Raw genomic sequence first — 21,813 nt, 5'->3', positions numbered from 1 at the left:
TATGAACAGACTTTTACTCACATTGATATTTTGCCTGATCAACTGCAGCTGGTTATATGGCCAGGTCCAGTACGAGATGAAGATCAAAATGCAGATCAGGGACTCGCAGGACAATCATAGTGGCAGGTGTAGTAATGAGTTTAAGGTAACCCTCAACTATGGCAACGCAGCTTCCGAAACAGTTGTCAACTTTAACCTGAATAATTCTCTGAGCAAAACTTTTGTGACTTTACCTGAGCAGACGATCCGGTTTTCCGGTGCCAAGAATCTGACCGGTATGACAATCTATGGCAAGAGGGAATGGAGAAATGCCGTTGGTTGTAACGGTAATGACGGGAATAAGCAAATTCTTATACCAAACACATACAAATCCTGCTACTACCGAAAATTTGTAGCAAATGATGGTTTTGTACCGCAGTGGGAAAGTATCGTAGAGGTATTGATTTACCCGGTAGCATCTATTTCAGGGGTGTACAACCCGGAGAATCCTGAGAATTTTCTGCCATCAGACCACAAAGTAACGCTGAATGCTACAGCCGGTTTCCCCAACTATGCCTATCACTGGCAATACGGAACCATGGAAACCTGGGGCTGGCCAATCCCTATAGAAGGTATAATCTGGAGAGACTTTCCTTCAGGTATCAATTATACCCCTGGCACCTCATTTACCGGAAGAGACCTGTTTGGTACTGACTTCCAGAATATGGTTGGGCGTAATATTTATTTCAGAGTCAAGTATGCCTGTGCCGATATTGGGACGAATACCGTCACCATGAATGCACGCCTGAGTGCTCCGAACATTACGAAAGTAGAGCCGTTCCCCAACCGGTGCTTTGGAGAAAAGAATGGAAGTCTTAAGATTTACTTTGACCGGGCGCTCCTAAACGGCGAGAAACTGAACCTGTCCTTGAGTGGTGCCCAGAGCGAATCAGCTGAGAACATAACGGCACTGGCACCGGACAATTCCTATACCTGGCCTGAGATACTCGGACCTGGAGAATATGCTATTAGTATGATCGCTGGTTACGCAGGTATACCTTCTTACACAGGGGGAACTGGCAACTTTGCAACCGCCAGCTTCAGTTCCCCAACCCAGGTAACATTCAGCCCTGCCGTCGCCAGGCAAGTGTCCTGCTTTGGTGGCAGCGACGGGCAGATCAGCATCACAGCCGGAGGTGGTGTAGGGAATTATCGGGCCATGGTCCGGAATGCAAATGAAACTGTGTGGGACTGGACTTCATTTGGCAACGCAACCAGCCATACCTTTTCCGGCCTGTCAGCTGGCAGTTATTACGTCAAGGTGCAAGACGGGAACGGCTGCGAAATAGAGGAGAAAGAAGTGATTATAACACAGCCTGCAGCGCCGCTGAAGGTGGACAATACCACCATCACCGAGCCCTTGGCCTTTGGGTATAGCGATGGCAGCATTCGGGCAGTCATTGTAGGTGGAACTCCACTTGCAGGAGGTACTTACACTGTGGAGTGGACCGATGCTAGTGGAAGGATACTCACAAATGTAAACAACAGCACAGCCTCTGGAGCCTTTACCACCACCTTAGATCAGGTGGCTGCAGGTAGCTATACCTTGAAGGTACGCGACAGGAACTATGCTGCTGAAGCAGGCAGCGGCTGTGAGCTGGTGCAGACGTTTGAAGTGAAACAGCCTCCAAAGCTGGAGGTAACACTGGCCCAAACCAGTCTGATTCTTTGTCACGGAGCTGCGACTGGCAGTTTAAAGGGAACGGCCACAGGAGGGGTGCTTCTCACAGCAACCGGTGACGGAGCCTATACCTACGAATGGTTTCAGCAGCAAAACGGCAACTGGAGACTACTTGCAGACGAAAGCGCACCGGAGATCGGCAACTTAACGGCGGGAACCTACAAGGTACGGGTGACCGACAAAAACAATATCACAGTGGAGTCAGCACCGTTTGTGCTCTCGGAACCGGCTGCACTTTCCTTCACAGCGAGTGCACGTGATGTGCTCTGCTACGGAGGAGCCGACGGTCAGATAACGATTACAGCTGCAGGAGGGCAGGGCGGTTACCAGCTGGGCTTTATGGCAGCAGACGATGCCGATTTTACTTGGATAGCTTTCAGCGGAGCAAACACCCATACACTGATAGGCCTTGTTGCCGGCTCCTATTTTATAAAAGTAAGGGATAAGAACGGCTGTCTCGTAACAGACGCCAGCGGCCAGGAAGCCGAGGGACTGGTAACAATTTCTCAGCCAGAGTCCCCGCTCAGTTTAGCATGGTTCCGTGTCAATCCACCGCGTGCTTTCGGGGCTGCAGATGGCAGCATACAGGTGCGCGTAACAGGAGGTACTCCAAAAGCAGATGGTAGCTACACCGTGGTGTGGCGTAACAGGGCGAACGGACAACTGAGCACCTATACCACTGCCGTGACGGACGGCGTGTTCGAAACCACACTGCAGCAGGTGGGCAAAGGAACCTACACCCTGCAGGTATACGACAACAACTACCAGGCTGCTGTAGCAGCAAATAGTGTAGGCTGCTTTGTGATGCACGAGTTCGAGGTAACGGAGCCACCTAAACTGGAAGTGACGATGAAACAAAATGATCTGATTCTTTGCTACGGCGAATCAACAGCCTCCCTGGAAGCCGAAGCAAGCGGTGGGGTGCCGTTTGAAGGCGATACTTACCAGTATCAGTGGTATAAGATTGAAAATAATGTACGACGGACGCTAGCACATACAGGGAAACATGCCACTGAGCTGGCAGCCGGAAACTATGTGGTGCTGGTAACGGATCAGTACGGCATTACCCAGGAATCGAGTCCCTTTGTGGTGGCGCAGCCGGCTGCTGTTACGCTCCAGGCTTCGTCCAGGGAGGTAGCATGTTTTGGCGGAAGCGATGGACAGATCAGCATAACTGCTGCCGGTGGCAGTGGGAACTATGAACTCGGCTTCCGGTCTGCTACCGCTACGGAATATACCTGGGTTCCCTTTCAGGCAGCTACCACACACACGGTTCAGCAGCTTCCGGCGGGCACTTATTACCTCAAAGTGCGTGACAAGAACAGTTGCTATGCAAAAGAAGGCGCAGCCGAAAAAGAACTGCAGGTGGAGGTAAGCCAACCGCTCGCGCCCCTACAGATCAGCAACAGTGAAGTAGTAGCTCCGCTCATCTTTGGCGGCAGCGACGGAAGCATTGTAGCCACTATCACAGGTGGCACACCGGACGCGGCAGGAGAGTACCAGGTGGTATGGCTGGATGAGCAGCAAAACCCATTGGATAACTACAACACATCTGTCGAAGGCGGAGCCTTCCGAACCACGCTCGTTAACGTGCCGGAGGGGATCTATACCCTGCAGGTATACGACCGGAACTTTAAGCAAGCCACCGGTGAAAATTTCCTTGGCTGCTATGTTACACAGACCTTTGAAATTACCCAGCCGCCACTCCTGACGGTGGCAGTGGAACAGGTCGCCTTTATCCTGTGCCATGGAGAGCAGACGGGTGAGTTGGTGGCTACTGCCGAAGGAGGCGTGCCCTATGACGCACCGCCTTACCGCTACAACTGGTTTAGGCTGGAAGGCGGCAAAAGAGTCTCAACTGGTAAGTCAGGCTACATGGCCAGCGGACTGGGGGCAGGCACCTACCAGGTGCAGGTAACAGACAGGAACGGAGCCACGCAGTATTCAGAAGCGGTCATCATTTCAGAGCCGGAACTGCTTACGCTTAGCCTCAGCGCTACACCTGTTACCTGTGACTCCGGCACCAACGGCACTGCCACAGCACTGGTAGCAGGCGGCACGGCCCCTTATACCTATACCTGGTCCAATGAAGCAACTACGGCAAATCAGGAGAATCTCCCGGCAGGAAAATACTTTGTGTTTGTGCAGGACGCTAACGGTTGTGAGGTGGCGGGCCAGGTGGAGATACTGCATCCATCGAACATCCAGGTAGAGGCGGCAGTTACGGCGCCTGTCTGCTACCAGGACTGCAACGGAAGCATCAGCCTGCAGGTAACCGGTGGGGTAGCACCTTATACCTATACCTGGAACACCGGCGCTACCACCAGTGCTATTTCCGGTCTCTGCAGCGGCACCTATACCGTCACCATTACCGACGCCGAGGGCTGTATCTCGGTGCAGCAGTATACCCTGCAGGAGCCGGCTCCACTTACCGTAAACCTTGGTCCGGACAAAGTATTGTGCCAGGGGCAGTCCGTGGAGCTCAACGCAACCATTGCCGATGCAGGCGCTACCTACCAGTGGAGCAGCGACAATGGCATTACAGCCGCTACGGCCGCCGTAATGCTGACCCAGGCAGGAACTTACTGGGTAACGGTGACCGACAGCAAAGGCTGCGTCGGAAGAGATGAAGTGAAGGTTACGGTAAGCGCTGCGGTGGTGGCTGCCGATTTTGTAGTCTCCACACAGGCATTTGTGGGCGATGAAGTAGTGGCCGTAAACATCAGCGATCCGGCTCCTGAGTCGGTGGAGTGGGTGCTGCCTGCACAATCTCAGGCGCAAGTGGTGGCACAGGACCAGCAGGAACTGAAGTTGAAGTTTACGCAGGCAGGCGAGTATACCATCGGTATGAAGGCCTTAATGGGCGGCTGTGAGCAGGTGCTGACGAAGAAGATCATGATCCTGGAGCGTCAGGGCTTCGATAACCTGGGTGCCACCCAGGAGCCATTCATTAAAGAGTTTACTGTTTTGCCGAACCCAAGCACGGGCAACTTCACCGCCCGGATAAAGCTGCTGGAGAAAACGGCTGTGCGACTACGCTTCTTCAATATGCAGCACAACAGCCTGGTAGACGACCGGCACGAGGGCGGCTCCGACTCTTACGAGATCAGGTACGAACTGGCAGGCAAGCTGGCGGCGGGCCAGTACTTCCTGGTGCTGGAAACAGCCAAAGGCAGCAGAATTTTAAAGATCATTATCATTTAAACAGTGACCCCGGAAACCATGCCTGCGGCACTACAACTCTGCTCCCGGTACTGCGCTATAGCACAGGCTAGGAGCAAACTCAGTACAGTGAATTACAATATGCGAATGCTACGAAAACTACTTATACTCTTCTTGCTCCTGGCTGGCTGCTGGCGAACAGGCAGCGCGCAACAGGTAAAGCCGGTGCAGGTGATCCCGCAGCTGCTGCAGCCCTACAGCATCTACCTGAGCGACTACTACAGCCAGGACCGGGAGAAAATGGTGGTCACGCTCATCAGCCGCGACCTGCAAAAGCCGGTGCTGTCGGTCAGGCTGCGCATGAGCATAGAAGGGCAGAGTGCGCAGCTCCGTAACAAAGCTTACGCAGACCTGCCGCTATTGCAGCTGGAGGCGGGCGTGCCGCTGCGGCTCTCGCTGCAGGACCTGGCACCCTACTTTCACCCCAATAACCTGGACTTCTCGGGCATGACCCGCAGCCAGTACCAGCAGCAGGGCAGGCTGCCGGAAGGGCTTTACAGTTTCTGCTTTGAAGCCGTGGAAGTGAACACAGGGCAGGTGGTGTCGCAGAAAAGCTGTGCCACAGCCTGGCTGAGCCTTTCTGACCCGCCGCTGGTGAACCTGCCGCGCAAGGGGGAGCTCATCCCATACCGCGACCCGCAGAACATTATTTTCCAATGGACGCCGCGCCACCTCGCCAGTAGCGCTTTTGCCGCTGAGTATGAGTTTACGCTGGTGGAGCTCTGGGACACAGGTATATCACCGGAGGTCGCTTTCCGCACGTCGCAGCCGCTGTTCCAGACAACCACCCGCACGACCACACTGCTGTATGGCCCTGCTGAACCGGCCCTGTTGCCGGGCAGGCGCTATGGCTGGCGTGTGCGGGCAAAAGGAGGTATAGGGGCAGAGACCACCGAGCTCTTCCGCAACAGTGGGTATACGGAGGTACATTGGTTTACCTACCAGGCCGACTGTCCGGCACCAAGGCAGGCACTGGCCAGGGCTGAATCCGGAAGGGCTGAGATTGCCTGGATGCCGGACCCGACCGCTTTCCGCTACCTGGTGGAATACCGGGAGCTCGGCAACAGCAAAGCAGATCAGTGGCACAAGGTACGCAGCAGCGAGCCACGAGCCATGCTCTACGAGCTGAAGGCAGGGCGCAGCTATGAGTACCGCGTTGGTAGCCAGTGCGGCACAGTAACCAGTGAGGATGCCTGGGCTTTTAGTCCGCTGCACCGCTTCGACATGCCGGAACGGGGAGCTGCTCAGGGCCTGGCGCAGTGTAACCTGGAGCCGCGCCTGAACCTGGCAAACAAGACACAACTGGAGGCCCTGCAGCCGGGCGAGGTGATCATGGCCGGAGACTTCCCGGTGCGCCTGCTGCGTGTAAGCGGCCAGAAAAGCTTCACGGGCACCGGCTACGTGGTCATCCCTTTCCTGGGCGAAACCCGCGTGCGGGTACAGTTTGCCAATATACAGGTAAACACTGATTACCAGCTGATAGCCGGTGTGATCGAGACAGTATATGACGCGAGTGAGGGGCAGGTGGCGGATGTGGGTGAAGTGTGGCAGCATGCTACAGCAGCAGTAAAGATTGTTACCGCCAAACTGGATGAGTTAATTTCCAAAATCAAGTCTGGAACAGCAACACAGGAGGATATGGATTCACTTGAGGAATCCCAGAACAAAGCGCTGGCTAAAATTCCGGGAATGTCTCCTGAACAGAAAGCAGTGTTCCAGGAACTGATGGAGGAGCTGAGAGAGAAAACTATGTTGGCTGCGGCTGGCGACGGAGATGCACAGGCACAGGCCATTGCTCAGGCTACTGAAGCTAGCTACCAGCTCCAATTTGTGGAGGAGGTATACAAGATGGAGCATCAGAATCCTACAGTGGATGCACCAGACCAGAAGAGTTTGGCCAAAGGGGAGGCGGTGAAGTCAGATGGGAGAATAACATACCTGACACCTATAGGCACGCCAATAACATTGCCTGAAGGAGCTGAGCCTGAGTTCAGGAAGTTTCATGAAAGCATACTACCAGACGGTACTCTTGGAGCATTCAAGTGGAATGGTAAAAGCTACGTTGCAAAAATACCTAAGGACAAACTGAGCTCAGACGGCCACGCATTCCTTGGATATTTTGTAGCAAAAGATAAGAAATATACAGACGAGTTATATAAAGATAAGACTCCTTACCAAGCGGGCCAGCAAAATATTAGGCTACTACTCAAATATAATTTTGGTGGAGACTGTGGGGTAGAGATACAGGAAGTTGATTATAGATTTCCAGCCATTGTAGCTGAAAGGGTAATGGATAAGACTATATTATTTCTCGAACCTTACCGGAAACTGCAGACTGTAAAAAGATTGCCATTTAAAGACTGTGAAGAGGAAGCAAGCAATCCATTATTAGCATACCTGAAAGATGGTATGCTTCAGAAATGGTTGCAGAAGAAAGGCTTAAACGGTACTAAGGTATACTTAGCAGATTGCAAAGCAGGTAAAGTAACAGAGTTAACAGCTAGAAGCCAAAGTATAAGTCAGCTAAGTCCTGAAAAGGCTAAGCAAAAAGTGGTATCGAAAGACTTCACAGACGACGTTGCCATCTTTGCCTGCTGGGACGGGCAGAAGTGGGGAGTGGAAATGAACTTCGGCAAGAATAAGTTAACGTCCGACCATGCAAAGCTTCAAAGTGAACTGCCAGCGATAGAAAAAGAGATTAAAAAACAGGCACTTGAGGAAGTTGCCTCTCTGACATCTAGTGCAGATGCTCAAAGTAATGGTACATCTGCAACTTATGGACAATTCTATAAAGAGAAAATGGGTGTTGTAGAATCCATTGCAGCAATTTATGAGTTCGGTAAAGAAGTTGTAAAGGATGCACGCTTGCCTGAGCGGGTATGGAACAAACAGCAGAAACCAGACGAATATGAACAAAGTAGCTTCAAAATGCCGGCGCTTATGGCTGGTGCCACTGATCAGGTGCTGGACGAAGCCTTGGAAGGTGTACAGTTTGTGCAGTTTGCCTATCAGGTAGTGCGCCACCCAAGGGAGACATACGAAGGGGTATGGGGCAGCATCAAAGACCTGAAGTGGGAGGACATTCAGAACCTGGCTCTGGAGCGGTATGAGAATTATAGATTGGGTGGCGATGTAGCCAGTCATCAAGGCGGTAAGGATGCTGTGCGGGTATCGATGATTGCCATTGGGGGCGTAAAGAGCCTTCTTAAGATCAAAGATATTAAGGATAACCCAGCCGAAGGCATCGTGAAAAATGCAGCAGAGGCTAAAGAGTTGGCTGTAGTTGCTGCCAAAAAAGCAGATGATGTTTTGGCGAGTTTAAGCCCGGCTGTGAGGAAGCGCGTGGACGACATCGCAGACGAGACAGTCAGAAGGAGACTGCTTGATGATCTTGCCAATGATCCAGAAGGTCTGTACAAGGCTATATATAAGAAGCCGGAGTTGGTGGGTAGTTGGGAGGTGTTCAATAATGCAGGACATGATGTAAGGTTTAACATTGATTTGTTAGAAAAAGTATCCAAATTAAGTCCAGACTTACAACAAAAAGTGGGAGATTTATACAAAAATCTTCAAGCTCCTGCAGGTTTCAAAGGCAAAATTGATTTTACAGTAACAAAGATAATTGAAGGTAAAAGTGTAAGTATTAGATATGATAAAGATGGGTTTCCAGACTTCACTGCATATTCAGCAGGTAAAAAGTATGTTTTTGAGTCTAATGCCTTAACAGGTAAAGGGACTGATATGACAGCAGCAAATAATTGGGCGAGAAATAAGTTTGGAGCAAAAAATGTTCAACCACTGCCCAATGGTAAGATTAAAATAGATGGCGTGGAGCATACGTGGCACCATCATCAAGATGGTAGATCTATGATTCCTGTACCGTCAAGCGTTCATAATGTAACAAGTGGCGGTTTTGGTCACTCAGGAGGGGCTGCAACAATAGATCGTGGACTACAAGGACTTTTTAAGGGCCCTAATTTTAATTAATAAATTGTTTATTAGAAATGACAAAAGAAGAGATAATAAATAAAGGAAATCTTTCACAGGGGGAATTATGCTCACAGTTTGAGATTAAATTACTTATTCCTTTTTTTAATAAAAAAGTTAAGGTCTTAGCTCTTAATGCTTCTGGTACTAAATCGGAAGCAGAAATGGATTTGATTACTGATATCGTCAATGAGCTATTATCTTTTGATAAAAAAAATAATGCTTGGTTAAAACGAGGAATATGGGATCATTATCAAACTTGCATTTCAAATATTAGCTATAATAATGTCCCTAAAGAGGGGTTTAGCAGTGAAGTTGAAGCAAACAAAGCTTATTTTAATATATTCACAGAGGAAGAAGCTTTAAGTAGTGCTCAGTTAGATTATATATGGTTTGATGTTAGTTTTCTAGATTTTAGGTATTACAATTTAGTATTTAGATGTCCTTGGGAAACAGAACATGGAATCAAGATTGGTGTAATGAATGGTGAGTTTGACAGTATAGAATAGACAAGACACTAAAAAAAGCCTTATGTAAGAACGATAACATAACTTCTTGGCCGCAGTTAGGAGGAATAGCGAAGAGAAATTGTAAGGACATGTTTAAATTCATACAAAGTGAAACAGTTAAGGATTTTGATGCCTTTGAGTATACGCTGGTTGTTTTAAGCAATGATAATTCTCTATCCCTTTTTAATGGTGACACTTTAAAGTATAGCAAAGTCATCGACGAAGGTTTTACGAAGGTACAAATAGTGAGTAACGATCTCATTTTGATTAAGAAAGATGATAATTCTGCTATGATCCTTCAAGATTTAGATGGGGACTATAAGCTATCTACTCTTCCGGAGAGTATCACGGTAGATGATATAAATAGAGAGAGCGGGATTGCGTTAAGCACAAGGTGGGTGGGTTATTACCCTGTAGAAATAGAATCAAAGTTAATAGATATCAGAAGTAATGATGTTTTATGGACAACCAAGGAAATAACAAGTAGTACTTTCCTAGAAGATATATTGGTATCCATTGAGCATAACTATCTGGTGGTTTATAGCTCGCTAGATGGAAGAATTCGAGCCCGTCTTGACCTTACTAAATATTTCGGTTCTTACACAGGAACAGATCAAATTAAGTCAGAAGAAAACATCTACTCCTATCTCGGAATAAATGATAGTGTACTTTGGATTAGTCTAAACTCAGGAAAGCTTTTAGCTTTTGATATCAATAAGGGAGAACTGATCCAGAAGGTGGGCTATCAGGAAACTGATCTCCGAGCCTTACCATACGAAGTAAAAGAAGGAGATTACATTCCTTACGGAGAGTTGATGCAGTTAGACGCTGATGGGGGCGAGATTATTGGCTTACGAGATACTTTTTTTAACAGAATCAACCTGAACGAAGAAACTCCTAGAAGAGAGTACATTGATGTAAGCCAAAGCATGGAGGCTCACAATATTAGCGCTAGCTTCCGTAACACCATTTTCCCCTCTAAACATCAGAACTTATACTTTTGTGATGACCGAAGCGGTAAGATTGGAGTGTTTGATAGAACTAAGAAAGAAGTAGTTTGGAGCTATGAATTAGATATGAGGAGAGAAGGTGTTGCACAGATTCTTGAAATGAAGTACTACAATGATCGCTGGTATATTTTAGATAGGAATAATAATCTTCATGTATTTGAGCGCCTATAAATTTTATAACGAGTCATAATTATCAAACTGGTTAACTTTTAATGGCTGCAATTTCTTTAAACCAATCCTATAAGAGATCAATAGGTGATGAGAGATTTATTCTAGGGAAAATAGATATTCCAGAGGAAAAACCTTTCTTCATCCTCTCCCTCAAGGGAATCAACACGATATTCTTCTTGCATAAGGCATTTATCGATAAGGATCTACAATCGAGCAAGGTCTTTCTGTACAAGGTTGCAATGACAAATTCTTACTATCACGAAAAACTTAATGGAGAGATATTCAATGTACTAGATACATTTACTTTTCCACTACTAAGTGATAGCAGCAACTTGATGAAGCGATATTTAAGTTATGTCACGACCGAACACCCTGATTCTTTTTCAACTTATTTTGGTAAGGCAGTTCAAGCTGTTTTGAAGGATGATCAACAGGCGCTCCAAGCAAACATCGAAGGTTTAAAGAAATGGAGTAAGAAGGGATGGGCAAAGCAATACATTGGTATCGTAACAGTATTTGAAGGTTTTCTAGACAATGCGATAACAACAATAGAGAAAGGCTTGCAGGAAATCGTTGCATTGCACTATAAGCAAGAGCAACCTGCGGTAGTTAAAGAGTATATCAATCTAGAAGCTACGGCCCTTGCAAAACTAGCATACATAAAAGGCATAGAAATCACCTTTGAGCACCCCTTGATAACTAAAGAATTATTGCCGACTAGAGAGTTACCCAACTACGATGGGTATGCTTTCTTCGAGGAGCTAAAAAGTCAGGCATAACGGGTGTTTAATCCAAATCATGTTCTTTCAATATTTGATCTACCGATCTGCTTGCTGTTGCGGCCCTAGTTCTAATAGCGAGCAGGTCAAACTTTTTGGTTGCACTTCAGATCAAGTGGCGTGTGCTCGCCGCACATCTTTGCTGCTATTCAATAACTGCAATAACTTTTTTTGCTAATAGAGAATGAGGCAGACGTAGTATTGGCCAGCCTAAGCCCGGCTGTCAGAAACGGTCGGAAGATATAGCCTAACAGGCTAACTGGAAGCAGCTCTTTGATGATCTGGTCCAGGACACGGAGAAAGGTTAAATTAGTTCGAAGTCGATGCTATGAAATGATTTTAATGCGACCTGAAGGTGCAAATACAGATATGATGGAGTTAAAACCAATCTTTGAGAAGATAGCTTTTGCTAGGCGCTATAGAGAATTATGCGATTCCCATCAGGATTATGAGAATAGAATGAGGGGGACAAACAGGTCAATCTATGAAAGTGTTTTAGAGAAGTTTGATTATGAGTTTAGATATTACGCTAAAGGTAGCTTTTATCAGATAATTGATAAATATGGCAATTACTCATTTACTCTAAATATGGTCTTAAAAGACGGGCAGGTTGAGAGTCTTCTTTACGTAAAGAATAAAGATTCTTCTCTTAACCCACAGGGACGATTTGATTTTCTTCCGGAGGATATGAACATTCCATTTGAGAGGAAACGGTATAATTTACCGATTTATACTTCAGAAACTGAATTGGAAGAAATCTTGAAAGGGATATTTTCAATTTATGAAGACATTAAGCAAGAAGTAATCAAAGAAGTTGTTTAAAGCTTTGAAAACCATCAGTAAATATCTAAAAGGTAAACAATTGTCGTTCAATCGTTAAAGGTTTAAGTTAGGATATTAGTGAGAGGAGAAGATAGAACTGAAAAGGTAGAACAATTTGAATGGTGGATCACATGTTTGCCAGACAAAATAGAAGAACTATTACATCACTTCCCAAACTCTGTTTCACAAAGGTTAGACCTGTCTATTAATTCCTTAGATGTTCTGGAAGATTATATTCTTAAAACTTACGACTCCGAATTTCTAAAATCAGAAGAAGGAACAAGTATCTTGGATGGTTTAGCCAGTTATATCGGGCAAGTAATCAAGACTAATGTGTCAGCGGCTAAGTGGTACCTAGAACTAGATAATGCTAAAGACATCTATTTTGGCTTACCAGTGCTTAAGTTTGATGACGCAGTATCACTTAGTCCTTATCACTTACCTTTGACCGCTTTAGCAAAGCAAAAAGGGAACTTGCTATCTCAGAAGGTGAGGCAAAGGCTGAGCTGAAATGACTTTTCTATTTGCTGAAGGTTAATCAGGAACACTCTTTCTCTATCCATATTTCATGTATTTAAGAGAAAATAGAGAAATAGTATTGTCACAGTCGCTCTACAGATTCTAAGCAATTAGCTTATTGGTAAGAAGGGAGCAGCTCCTTATTCTTTTAGAATTAGCATTAGCAAAGAACTAAGAAGCCAATTTGCTTTTAATAGGAATGAAATTATTGAGAGCGGTTTATCAAATAATTAAAAGTACTCTAGATATCTTAGTAATGCATTAAAAGGATGGAAGATCAAAAAGTAGTTAATGTAGATAACGAGGATCTGATTTTTAGGCAGGCAGGCTCGGGTAACCTTTGGGTGGGCGAATTACCTTCTAATGCTCAGCGGGTGAACATCGAGTTTTTTGCAGATAAAGAAACATTTGAATGGGGTATATTCAGAGAGTTTTTAACTTTTCTAAAGGAATATAAAATTCCCACTGTCTCCATGATTGAGAGCGCAAATATTCTACTGGAATGTCTTGCTAGGATCTTCTGGGAGAAAGAGGAAGCTGTTTTCAAATTTGAGTTTTCAGGCATCAACTATTTGGGTAAGGGCACAGATTATTTTCGGACGGACTTTTCATATGAGCTTGCTTTTGATTTGACTGAGAAAGATGATGCAGGCATCAACGACTACTATGCTAACTGGATTATACAAATGTCAGGAAACCGCATTATAGGTGCAAGAAGGGAACAGATTTGATAAATATATCATCATGCCTATTAGCATACGTACTAGCTCTCCCCGCCTCAAACCATCCTATTTGTCCTGCTAATGCCACAGAAGAAGATTTTCAAGGACTATAAGCTTTATTTATATATAACAATCAGTATATTTATACTTTGTAATATATAGTACTGTTTCTACACTGGAAACAGCTATTAATTGGCCGCTTATTACCTATGAAAACAAGTTTACACAGCTGCTGTAAAGCTCTTGTGTTACTGCTATGCCTGTGGGGACTTTTCGCATGCGAAAAGGAGCAGGTGATTGCCGTAACGGCAGACTTTAGCTTTACAGTAGAGGAAAATGATTACAGCATTCCGGTTAAAGTCAACCTGACCAACAAGACGACGGGCGCAACCAACTACAAATGGACATTTGAAAATGGACAGCCTGCCTCCTCTACCCAAAAAAATCCCGGCACCATCGTCTTTCCCACGGCCGGACAACACAAGATAACCCTGGAAGCCTGGAACCAGGATGAGCGTCAGGTAAAGGAAATCGTATTGGAACTGGATGAAGCCGTTCAGATTGACTTCGACCTGGAGGTACTGGACAATGCCTTTGCTCCGGTTGCGGTAAAGGTGCTAAACAAGACGCAGGGAGCCAACACGTATAGCTGGACCTTCGAGGGAGGTTCGCCCGCTACTTCCACGGCTGCCGACCCAGGCTTTGTTACCTTCACAACGGCAGGCGAGCACACCATCACACTTCAGGTGGCGAACAGCAGATCGCAGTATACCCTATCCAAAAATATTACCGTTGCCCCGGCACTCGCCCCGGACTTTGACATTATACCTGAGAATGAAGACCTGGAGGCTCCCTTAAAGGTCAGTCTGCAGAACAAAACCATCAGCGGCACATCCTATACCTGGTCAGCGCCCGGGGGGCAGCTCACAGCGCCTGAAGCAGCTGAAACAGACGTGCTCTTCTCACAGCCCGGCAGCTATACTGTGTCCCTGCAAGCCAGCAATGGCAAGGAGACGAAGACGGTTACCAAAACTATTACAGTCAAGGCAAACTCTAACCTCACCACCCATACAGATGTAAAGCTGGGTATAAGTGCTGCGCATGCTACTGTAGGTTCCTTCTATTCCACGAAGCTCCGACAGACACTCAGAAAAGGAGAGGTTACAGAAGCGAATGGTGGCTTGGTGGACTTGGTATACTTTGGCATTAACTCCTCCTTCAGCTACAACAAGTTCGTTTCTCCGGCAGAGGTTCAAAACTGGACTTTCGATGCCATACCAGCAGCTAATACCACCGTTTATATCAACTCACAGGAGCTATGCAACTGCGGGCCGAATGTAACAGCGGAAGCTTTCGACAGCATGAAGGATGACGCGCTGCTCAGGGGAGTAAAAATAGTCGAGTCGGCAGAAGGTGGTAAGCAGTTTACAGATGCGCAGGTACCGCGGGTGGTGCTCTTTCAGACGCAGGACGGAAGAAAAGGCGCCATCAAAATTAAACGGTTTGTGCAGGAGGGGAGCGGCTCCTATGTACTGTTGGATGTGAAAGTGCAGAAGGAGGCTTTATGAGAATAAACTTTTACACCTTATCAGAGCAGCGTATCCAGCTCTTCCTACTGCTGGCTTTCTTAACGATTAGTGCGCATGTGCAAGCGCAGCAGTTCGACCTGAGTGATCCGAAGGGATTGTTTGGCAAAGGCAACCCGTTGAAGGTCAGTGGCGGCTTGTCTGCCAACACTGTTTTCTATAACGGGAACGGCAGCTATGGGCGGGAGCCATTTTCATACATGTTGAATGGAAATATGAGTGTGAATGTGCTCGGGAAAATCAACCTTCCTTTTTCTTTCAACATGACGAATGTAGGAAGGAGCTTTAACTACCCGGTACTTCCAAATCGCCTGAGTATCCATCCGTCTTACAAATGGGCCACGGCGCATATCGGGGATGTGGGCATGTCTTTTTCACCTTATACCTTAAACGGACACCTTTTCACCGGAGCAGGTATAGAGCTGACCCCCAATAGCCCCCTGAAGCTGAGCGCCATGTACGGCCGCCTGCAGCGTGCCGTAGAGTATGATTCACTTAACCTGAATGTGCTGCCTGCTTACGAACGGGTGGGCTATGGTGCTAAGGTCACTTATGAGCAGGAGAAGTATACCGTAGGCCTGCATGTTTTCGGAGCCAAAGACAACCAAAACTCGCTGAGCTACAAACCGGACAGCCTGCTGATTTACCCGCAGAGTAACCTCGCCACCGGCATTGAGATCGGGTACAGGCCCTCCAAAGAACTGGCCGTGAAACTGGAGTACGCCACCAGCGTGCTGACTCGCGACCTTCGGGCACAGGAGGTGGATCCAACAGGTGAGCTGTCGTTGTCCAGGCTGGTAAGGGAGCGGGCTTCCACCAGTGTTTACTCGGCCCTGAAGACCCAGGTCGCCTACAGTCTCCGGAAAGGCTCTATTGGGGTAGAGTATGAGCGGGTAGACCCGGGCTATGAAACTCTGGGAGCCTACTACTTCAACAACGACATGGAGAACATGACGGCTACCCTGGCCCATGCCCTGTTTAATGACAAGGTGAACTTTAATGTAAACGTGGGGATGCAGCAGGATGACCTGGATCGCAATAAAACGAGCAGGACACGCCGGATGATCGGGGCGGCGAATGTGAATTATATGCCCAGTGAAAAAATGAATGTCACGCTGGCCTATTCCAATTTTCAGACCTACATGAACCTGAAACCCCAGTTCCGGCTGATCAACCAGGTAAGTGAATACGAGTACATCGACACGCTGGATTTTACACAGATATCACAGAATGCCTCCTTGAATGCGCTATACCTGCTTGGGAATGATGATCAGAAGAGTCAGAACCTGAATGTGAACCTGAGTTTTCAGGATGCTGCAGACAAGCAGGGAGATGTGGTTAGGATGGGGAGCGGCTCCCAGTTCTACAACCTGTCCTCGGCTTATACCATCTCGTTTCTGCCCTATGCGTTGAGCGTAACCGGCGCCTTCAACCTGAGCTACAACACCATCGGCCGTAACGACTTTGTCACCCTTGGGCCTACCCTTGCTATTAACAAGCGGCTTCTGGACAAGAAACTTTCCACCGGTGTTTCTACTTCCTACAACAGAAACCTGGCAGATGCAACGGTCCAAAATACCATCCTGAACCTCCGCTGCAATGTAGCTTACCAGTTCCTGAACCGACATAGCTTTGCGCTGAATACCGTAAATCAGTTCAGAGACAGGACCGGGCATGGCAGAACCAGTGACTTCACAGCAACTATTGGGTATAATTTTAGTCTGTATTAGAAACACTTTGTGTGGAATCTTTAAAGCTTTGCTAATGGAGGCACTCATACCAAAGTATTATTATAAGAATTACGATAATGCGTTGTTAAAAAGGTACTGAATGACAGATACCCTGCTGCTATCGACTAAAGAGCAGAGCCCATCAATCAGCGATTGATGGGCTTTTTGTTTTCTATTGCTTGGCATAAGCTTTGATTTCCGACTGCTCCATCACAGCCAGCGCCGCCTGGGTTAAGTCCTCATGCCGGGCTACTGTTACATTGACCAGCCTGAACTTTTCTTCGCCTTTCAGCATGCGCCAGCGCCAGTCCCACTGTTCGATGGTTTGGTGCTGACCATTGTCCATCCACCAGGCGGTGTAGAGCCTCTCGCTTCCCTTCTCCAGTTCACCCACATAAATGGTGCGGCTGCCCACCTGCCGCTGCTGCACCCGCTTGAATTTGTAGCCGCTGCCCTCCCAGCATATAAGGGGATGGTGCTCGGTAGAGTAAAATGCATGCACAGGCTTCAGGTATACCAATGTCTCCTGATTGCTGTATTTGGTAACACCATTCGGCATCACCTGGCTTTCGAATCCGGACAATTGCGGAGTCGCCGCTACAGCTATTGATTTGTTCTCACCTTTTATACCTACCCCGGTCCCTATCAGCATAAGAAGCATGAGGTAGTTCAGCAGTAAAGAACCTCGCAGGCTGACTGTAGGCTGTACCTCTTTTGTTTGAATGGCTTTCCCGAAAGGGCGGTGCAGGTGCTGCGCAACGAGGTAAAAGGGAACCAGTGCGTATAGGACGAGGCAGAGCAGGCCGAGTACGTCATGCATCGGGTTGTCGGGGAGCACTTTAAACCAAACAAGCAGCAGAATGCGCAGCAGGTTCGAGACCAGATTCAGTAGTAGCATAAATCCCAGCAGCGACCCTAGCAGCCAGAGGGGCCAAACCAGTTGCCTGGTGTGCTGTAACCGTGCCAGCAGAAACACAGCCAGAATAAACGTGAGCGAGAGCATAGAAAGACCTGCACAAGCCGGATCAACAGCGAACTCCTCCCCATTAACCAGTATCAGATTGCCGGCCGCTTCTGCTTCTGCTCCCATGGCCCGCAGCGCAGCAACAGCCCAGGTAGTCAGTTGCATACGCAGCGGGAAACTGATAATGTTGGCGATGTACTGGAAGATAGGGGAGGCCACCAGCACCAATAGCAAAGGATAGAGTGAAATTCGGCCGTATAGGAGCTTCGCCCCGCACCAAATGGTCAGCAAAAAGCCAAAAAAGTAAAAAGTGCTGTTTTGCAGGCTGGCGGCTAGTATAACCAACGCCGCACCAATAAGCAGCAGCCACGGCGATAGCGATCTGCCGGGCCGGCCCTGGGCTACCAGTGGCACCAGCACAAGCGCAAGTAACCACTGGCTATCCCAAAGCAGGTAATCCTTCAGGTAAAACCCTCCGATGGCAAGGTATAGCCCGAGCACTCCCAGTATCAGGAGCAGGTCAGCGCGTAAAGCAGTTTCTTTCATCGCAGGAAATAGGGTTTTAGTGTCACAAATGCAACCGCTATGAGGGCGATAATAATCAGGGCCCATTCTTCCGGTTCTGGCACGGCGCCCGAGGCATTCATGCTGGCATTCCCAAGACTATCCTTGCTTTTCTGTATGTCGAAGCGCTCGTAATCCGCCTGTGTTTCGAGTACGATCAGGCTGGAGACCGGACTTACAATGTTGGCCTGTGCTGCTTCCTGAATCAGTTCGTCTTCGATATCGCCCTGGCAGAAGTAGCGGGGGCCGATCTGCTGCAGGATGTGGTTGTAGGCAAAGAGCCTGAGCAGGTGGTCGGGGGCGCTGCCGCTGGTGCTGTTTGCTGTTTTGGCTATACCTATACCTGAGGTGCCCAACCGCACAACGTCTTTGGCAGGTATGGCTTGGATAAATTGACCCTGCTGGAGCAGGTCAGCCATGGATTGCACGTCCCCTTGCATCGTGGCGATCACCTGAAGCTCCTTCAAACCTCTAAGGTATGGGGAGAGCTCCTCACCTAAGGTATAGACTCTGACAGGGCCTTGCAATGGCAGCTTTTCAGTCATCTCTTCTGCAAAGCCCGTGTTCTTCAGATCACTCAGGTTAGGGGAGCTGCCCTTGCTCTTGCTGATGACGAGTGCCTGCTCTGTGTGCTTTATCTTGTGTAGCGGAAACAGTGAGTACTGTTGCTGTGTCAGATGACTGAATACTTGCGTTTTATTTTCTGCCGTTAGCTTTAGCATCCGGTCCTGCCACACGTATACCTGCCTGTCTTTTATCAAGTCCCATACCTGATCCAACTCCCGGGCTGACCAACTGGCGTTGATGTCAAGGTATACCTGCGTGGGAGTGAAGGTTTCCAGCTGCTGTGACAGCTCCTGCAACTGGTAACTGCTTCCGCCAAAAGCAAAGCTGTCACTTGCAAGTTTAGTAGCGGACAGGCGTAGGCTCCAGTCCTGTTGGTAGCTGCTCTGTCGCTTGTATACTCCGAGTTTCGTCTCTTCATACCCCGCCGGGAGGTGGAGCGGCAGCGCTTCGCCTTTCACATAGATCATGGAGGTTTCAGTGGCACCTGCAGCAGATGGGCCTGTGAAGTACACATTGTCGTACACCAATTCCTGACCATCCTGCCGGAGAGGGGAAGTTACGCCGATCTTGAACTGCCGGTTCTCGTCAGGCGTGCAGGGGAACACACGAACAGATACCCTGCTTCCTTCCTGCCAGTGTATGACCGATGGGTCCCGACGCTCCCTGCCGACAATGGTGTTGTAGGCCGTATGCGCTTTGCCCTTGGTGGTGAGGTAGCCTTTCTCTTCACGGCCCTCTATCCACAGCGAGAGTGAGGACACCACGCTTCCCTCCGGCAAAAAGAAGGTATAGATCGCCTCCTGTTGGTTCCAGCTGTTGGGCATGCTGTTGTGGATGCTGAGCACCTTTTCGGTGTAGGCAAGGCGGTGAGCAGGGTATAGCCTGACCTGCGACACTACACTAACTGTGCTCAGGTTATTGCCAGACCAGAGCCGCTGCTCTGCCTGATGCCGGGCATCGTATAGGCTTTCCAGAATTTTTATCTTCTCCTGCCGTTCTACATTCGGCCTGCCCAGCAGAAAGAGTGAAAGGATCACTAGCGGATCGTGCCGCTTGATTTCGCTGAAGCTGCCTTCCGGTAATTCCCACATGCTGAACTCCTCGGATGGGGCCTGGTAGACCAGATCCGTTTTCATGATCCGCTCCGTGATGTAGTCGGCAGGCAACTGTTGACTGAGGCTCACCCAGCGCGGCAGCGTGTCATTTTCTTTTATGACTTCTTCGTTTGCCAGAAAGTTGATTTGCTGGTTGCGCTGGTACCACTGCACCAGAAAGAAGGCCGCGAAAAGCACCGGAAAAGCCGCCCCCGCCAGGAAACTCCGCCCATACTGCTGGTCAGCGGCTACTGCTTTTTTCACTGCGAAAACCAGGCTCAGCACCACCCACAATGGCACGAAGGTATGCAGCGAAAGACCCAGCACGAACGAGAGCATGAAACTAGGCGCGTAGAGCGGGAACAGGTATAAGGCATAGTAAACCCAAAGCACAGCACCTATACCTAGCACGAAGAGTAGCATTTGGTTTGCCAGGCGGGGCAGAAGGGGATTGTAGCTATAGGTCACCAGCGCGACACAGAACAAACAGACAAGTGCTTCTAACCACGGAACCGAATCCTGAAAAATGCTCATCTGCCGGTTAAGCGAATAGCAGCTGATGATGGCCAGTACTAGCAGGGGATAAAGGTGCTCCAGATCCTGAAAAGGTTTTTTGATCGTATACCTGCCATCCAACAGCAATAGGACAAAGTAGAGGATTGCCAGGCCGTAGTTAACCCAAAAGATAGCGAATGCCGCCCCGTCCTTCGCCGCAATTCCCCACTCCGGCAGCAGGAAGATCAGAAAAGAGAAGAGCGTTAGTCCGGTGCCCACATGTAGGAGGGATAGCTCGTTCTGAGTAAGTTTTTTAGTTATAGTTTTCGTGTTCATAAAGTACTTTGTTTTTCAAAGTGTAGCTATAAAAAAATTTAATCGTCTTTTCTGTTGTCCAAAATCAACTGCTCAAGCGCATCTAAGTGATTGGTGAAAGCTTTGCGGCCCAAGTCAGTGGCATGATACGTTGTATTGGGTTTTCGCCCGACAAATTGCTTTTCTACCCGCAGGTACTGCGCCTCCTCCAGCGCGCGCAAATGGCTGGCCAGGTTTCCGTCTGTCAGTTGCAGGGTTTCTTTCAGCGTATTGAAATCCACGCTGTCCTCTACCATCAGCACAGACATAATTCCAAGCCGGGCTCTGCTTTCAAAAGCCTTGTTGATATTTTCCAGATACGCTCTCACGCTGGCTACCTTTCGTACTTGTAATACATGAGGGTGCCATACACAATGTGCAGTACACCAAAACCGATTGTCCAGGAGAGCAGACCGTAACCAATAAACACAGCAGCGAACAAGCCCAGTATGACCTCACTTATACCCAAGTAGCGAATATCGCTGAGCGTATACTTGCTCCCGTTCACCAGGGCGAGACCATAGAAAATAAGCATGGCAGGAGCCACCAGGTAGATGATGCCATGATAAATCAACACCGCGCAAAAGAAGCCGCCTACCGCCAAAGGTATAGCCAGGTTGATGAGCAGCCGGCGCGACTTGCTGTCCCACATGCGCTGTCTGCTTTTGCTGGCTTTGCGGTGAGTAAAATACAGTGCCGAACTTATGGCGAGTATAAAAACAAAAGCTGCCACCGTGATCAGGAAAACAATCGTGTTCCAGTTCAGGCTGATTGTGTAAGTATCCCTGTATACAATATTATGCTCACTCAGGTGCCATCTAACCAGTCCAGCGCCCGCAAGCGCGAATAGTCCGGCAAATACTCCTGATAATCCGCTCAGCGAAATGAAGCGGGATGAGCGGTCCATGATACTGCGGATCTCATGCAGAGTGGCGAGTTGGTCTTGCTGTTGGTTCATGATAAAGTACTTTGTGTTTCAAAGTTACTATTGCAATACG

The 21,813-nt window shown here is 48.2% G+C and carries 14 protein-coding genes; 10 read left to right on the top strand and 4 right to left on the bottom strand.

From position 1 onward, the window contains the following. The first annotated feature begins 1 nt into the window (after position 1). The 10 genes from AC4QZR_RS11025 (at position 2) to AC4QZR_RS10980 (ending at position 16,777) form a co-directional block, all read left to right on the top strand. On the top strand, positions 2 to 4,924 hold the full coding sequence (locus tag AC4QZR_RS11025) for an Ig-like domain-containing protein (RefSeq protein ID WP_494480973.1): 4,923 nt from the start codon (positions 2 to 4) through the stop codon (positions 4,922 to 4,924). Positions 4,925 to 5,029: 105 nt separating this feature from the next. Next, positions 5,030 to 8,929: an HNH endonuclease gene (locus AC4QZR_RS11020; protein WP_494480972.1), complete on the top strand. Its 3,900-nt coding sequence runs from the start codon at positions 5,030 to 5,032 to the stop codon at positions 8,927 to 8,929. A gap of 17 nt (positions 8,930 to 8,946) precedes the next feature. Further along, positions 8,947 to 9,438, top strand: coding sequence for a DUF6985 domain-containing protein (locus AC4QZR_RS11015; RefSeq protein ID WP_494480971.1), 492 nt, complete (start codon positions 8,947 to 8,949; stop codon positions 9,436 to 9,438). 89 nt (positions 9,439 to 9,527) lie between these two features. Then, positions 9,528 to 10,619 carry a hypothetical protein gene (locus AC4QZR_RS11010; protein ID WP_494480970.1) on the top strand — a complete coding sequence of 364 codons (1,092 nt, stop codon included), beginning with the start codon at positions 9,528 to 9,530 and terminating at the stop codon, positions 10,617 to 10,619. Positions 10,620 to 10,660: 41 nt separating this feature from the next. Further along, positions 10,661 to 11,398, top strand: coding sequence for a hypothetical protein (locus tag AC4QZR_RS11005; protein WP_494480969.1), 738 nt, complete (start codon positions 10,661 to 10,663; stop codon positions 11,396 to 11,398). Positions 11,399 to 11,767: 369 nt separating this feature from the next. Next, positions 11,768 to 12,220, top strand: a complete 453-nt coding sequence (locus AC4QZR_RS11000; protein ID WP_494480968.1) for a hypothetical protein — start codon at positions 11,768 to 11,770, stop codon at positions 12,218 to 12,220. Positions 12,221 to 12,298: 78 nt separating this feature from the next. Continuing rightward, on the top strand, positions 12,299 to 12,730 hold the full coding sequence (locus AC4QZR_RS10995; protein ID WP_494480967.1) for a hypothetical protein: 432 nt from the start codon (positions 12,299 to 12,301) through the stop codon (positions 12,728 to 12,730). Between the two features lie 278 nt (positions 12,731 to 13,008). Beyond that, entirely contained in the window at positions 13,009 to 13,470 is a 462-nt protein-coding gene (locus tag AC4QZR_RS10990) for a hypothetical protein (RefSeq protein ID WP_494480966.1), read from the top strand. A 236-nt stretch (positions 13,471 to 13,706) separates the two neighbouring features. Continuing rightward, entirely contained in the window at positions 13,707 to 15,029 is a 1,323-nt protein-coding gene (locus AC4QZR_RS10985; protein WP_494480965.1) for a PKD domain-containing protein, read from the top strand. Continuing rightward, positions 15,026 to 16,777 (top strand): hypothetical protein, encoded by a 1,752-nt coding sequence (locus AC4QZR_RS10980; protein ID WP_494480964.1) that lies wholly within the window; start codon positions 15,026 to 15,028, stop codon positions 16,775 to 16,777. Before AC4QZR_RS10985 ends, AC4QZR_RS10980 begins: the two co-directional genes overlap by 4 nt. 172 nt (positions 16,778 to 16,949) lie before the next feature. Here the strand turns inward: AC4QZR_RS10980 and xrtN are convergent, their stop codons facing one another. From xrtN to AC4QZR_RS10960, 4 genes are all read right to left on the bottom strand, one after another. Beyond that, on the bottom strand, positions 16,950 to 18,287 hold the full coding sequence (xrtN, locus tag AC4QZR_RS10975) for an exosortase N (RefSeq protein ID WP_494480963.1): 1,338 nt from the start codon (positions 18,285 to 18,287) through the stop codon (positions 16,950 to 16,952). Next, complete coding sequence (locus AC4QZR_RS10970; RefSeq protein WP_494480962.1) at positions 18,284 to 20,797, bottom strand: XrtN system VIT domain-containing protein; 2,514 nt, start codon at positions 20,795 to 20,797, stop codon at positions 18,284 to 18,286. Before AC4QZR_RS10970 ends, xrtN begins: the two co-directional genes overlap by 4 nt. Before the next feature lie 38 nt (positions 20,798 to 20,835). Further along, the gene (locus tag AC4QZR_RS10965; protein ID WP_494481255.1) at positions 20,836 to 21,084 is read right to left on the bottom strand and encodes a winged helix-turn-helix domain-containing protein; all 249 of its coding nucleotides are present in this window, start codon (positions 21,082 to 21,084) and stop codon (positions 20,836 to 20,838) included. Positions 21,085 to 21,149: 65 nt separating this feature from the next. After that, positions 21,150 to 21,773 carry a hypothetical protein gene (locus tag AC4QZR_RS10960; protein WP_494480961.1) on the bottom strand — a complete coding sequence of 208 codons (624 nt, stop codon included), beginning with the start codon at positions 21,771 to 21,773 and terminating at the stop codon, positions 21,150 to 21,152. Between the last annotated feature and the right edge of the window lie 40 nt (positions 21,774 to 21,813).

The organism is Pontibacter sp. YIM B11418 (assembly GCF_059278805.1).
This window is presented reverse-complemented; position numbering and strand designations above follow the sequence as displayed.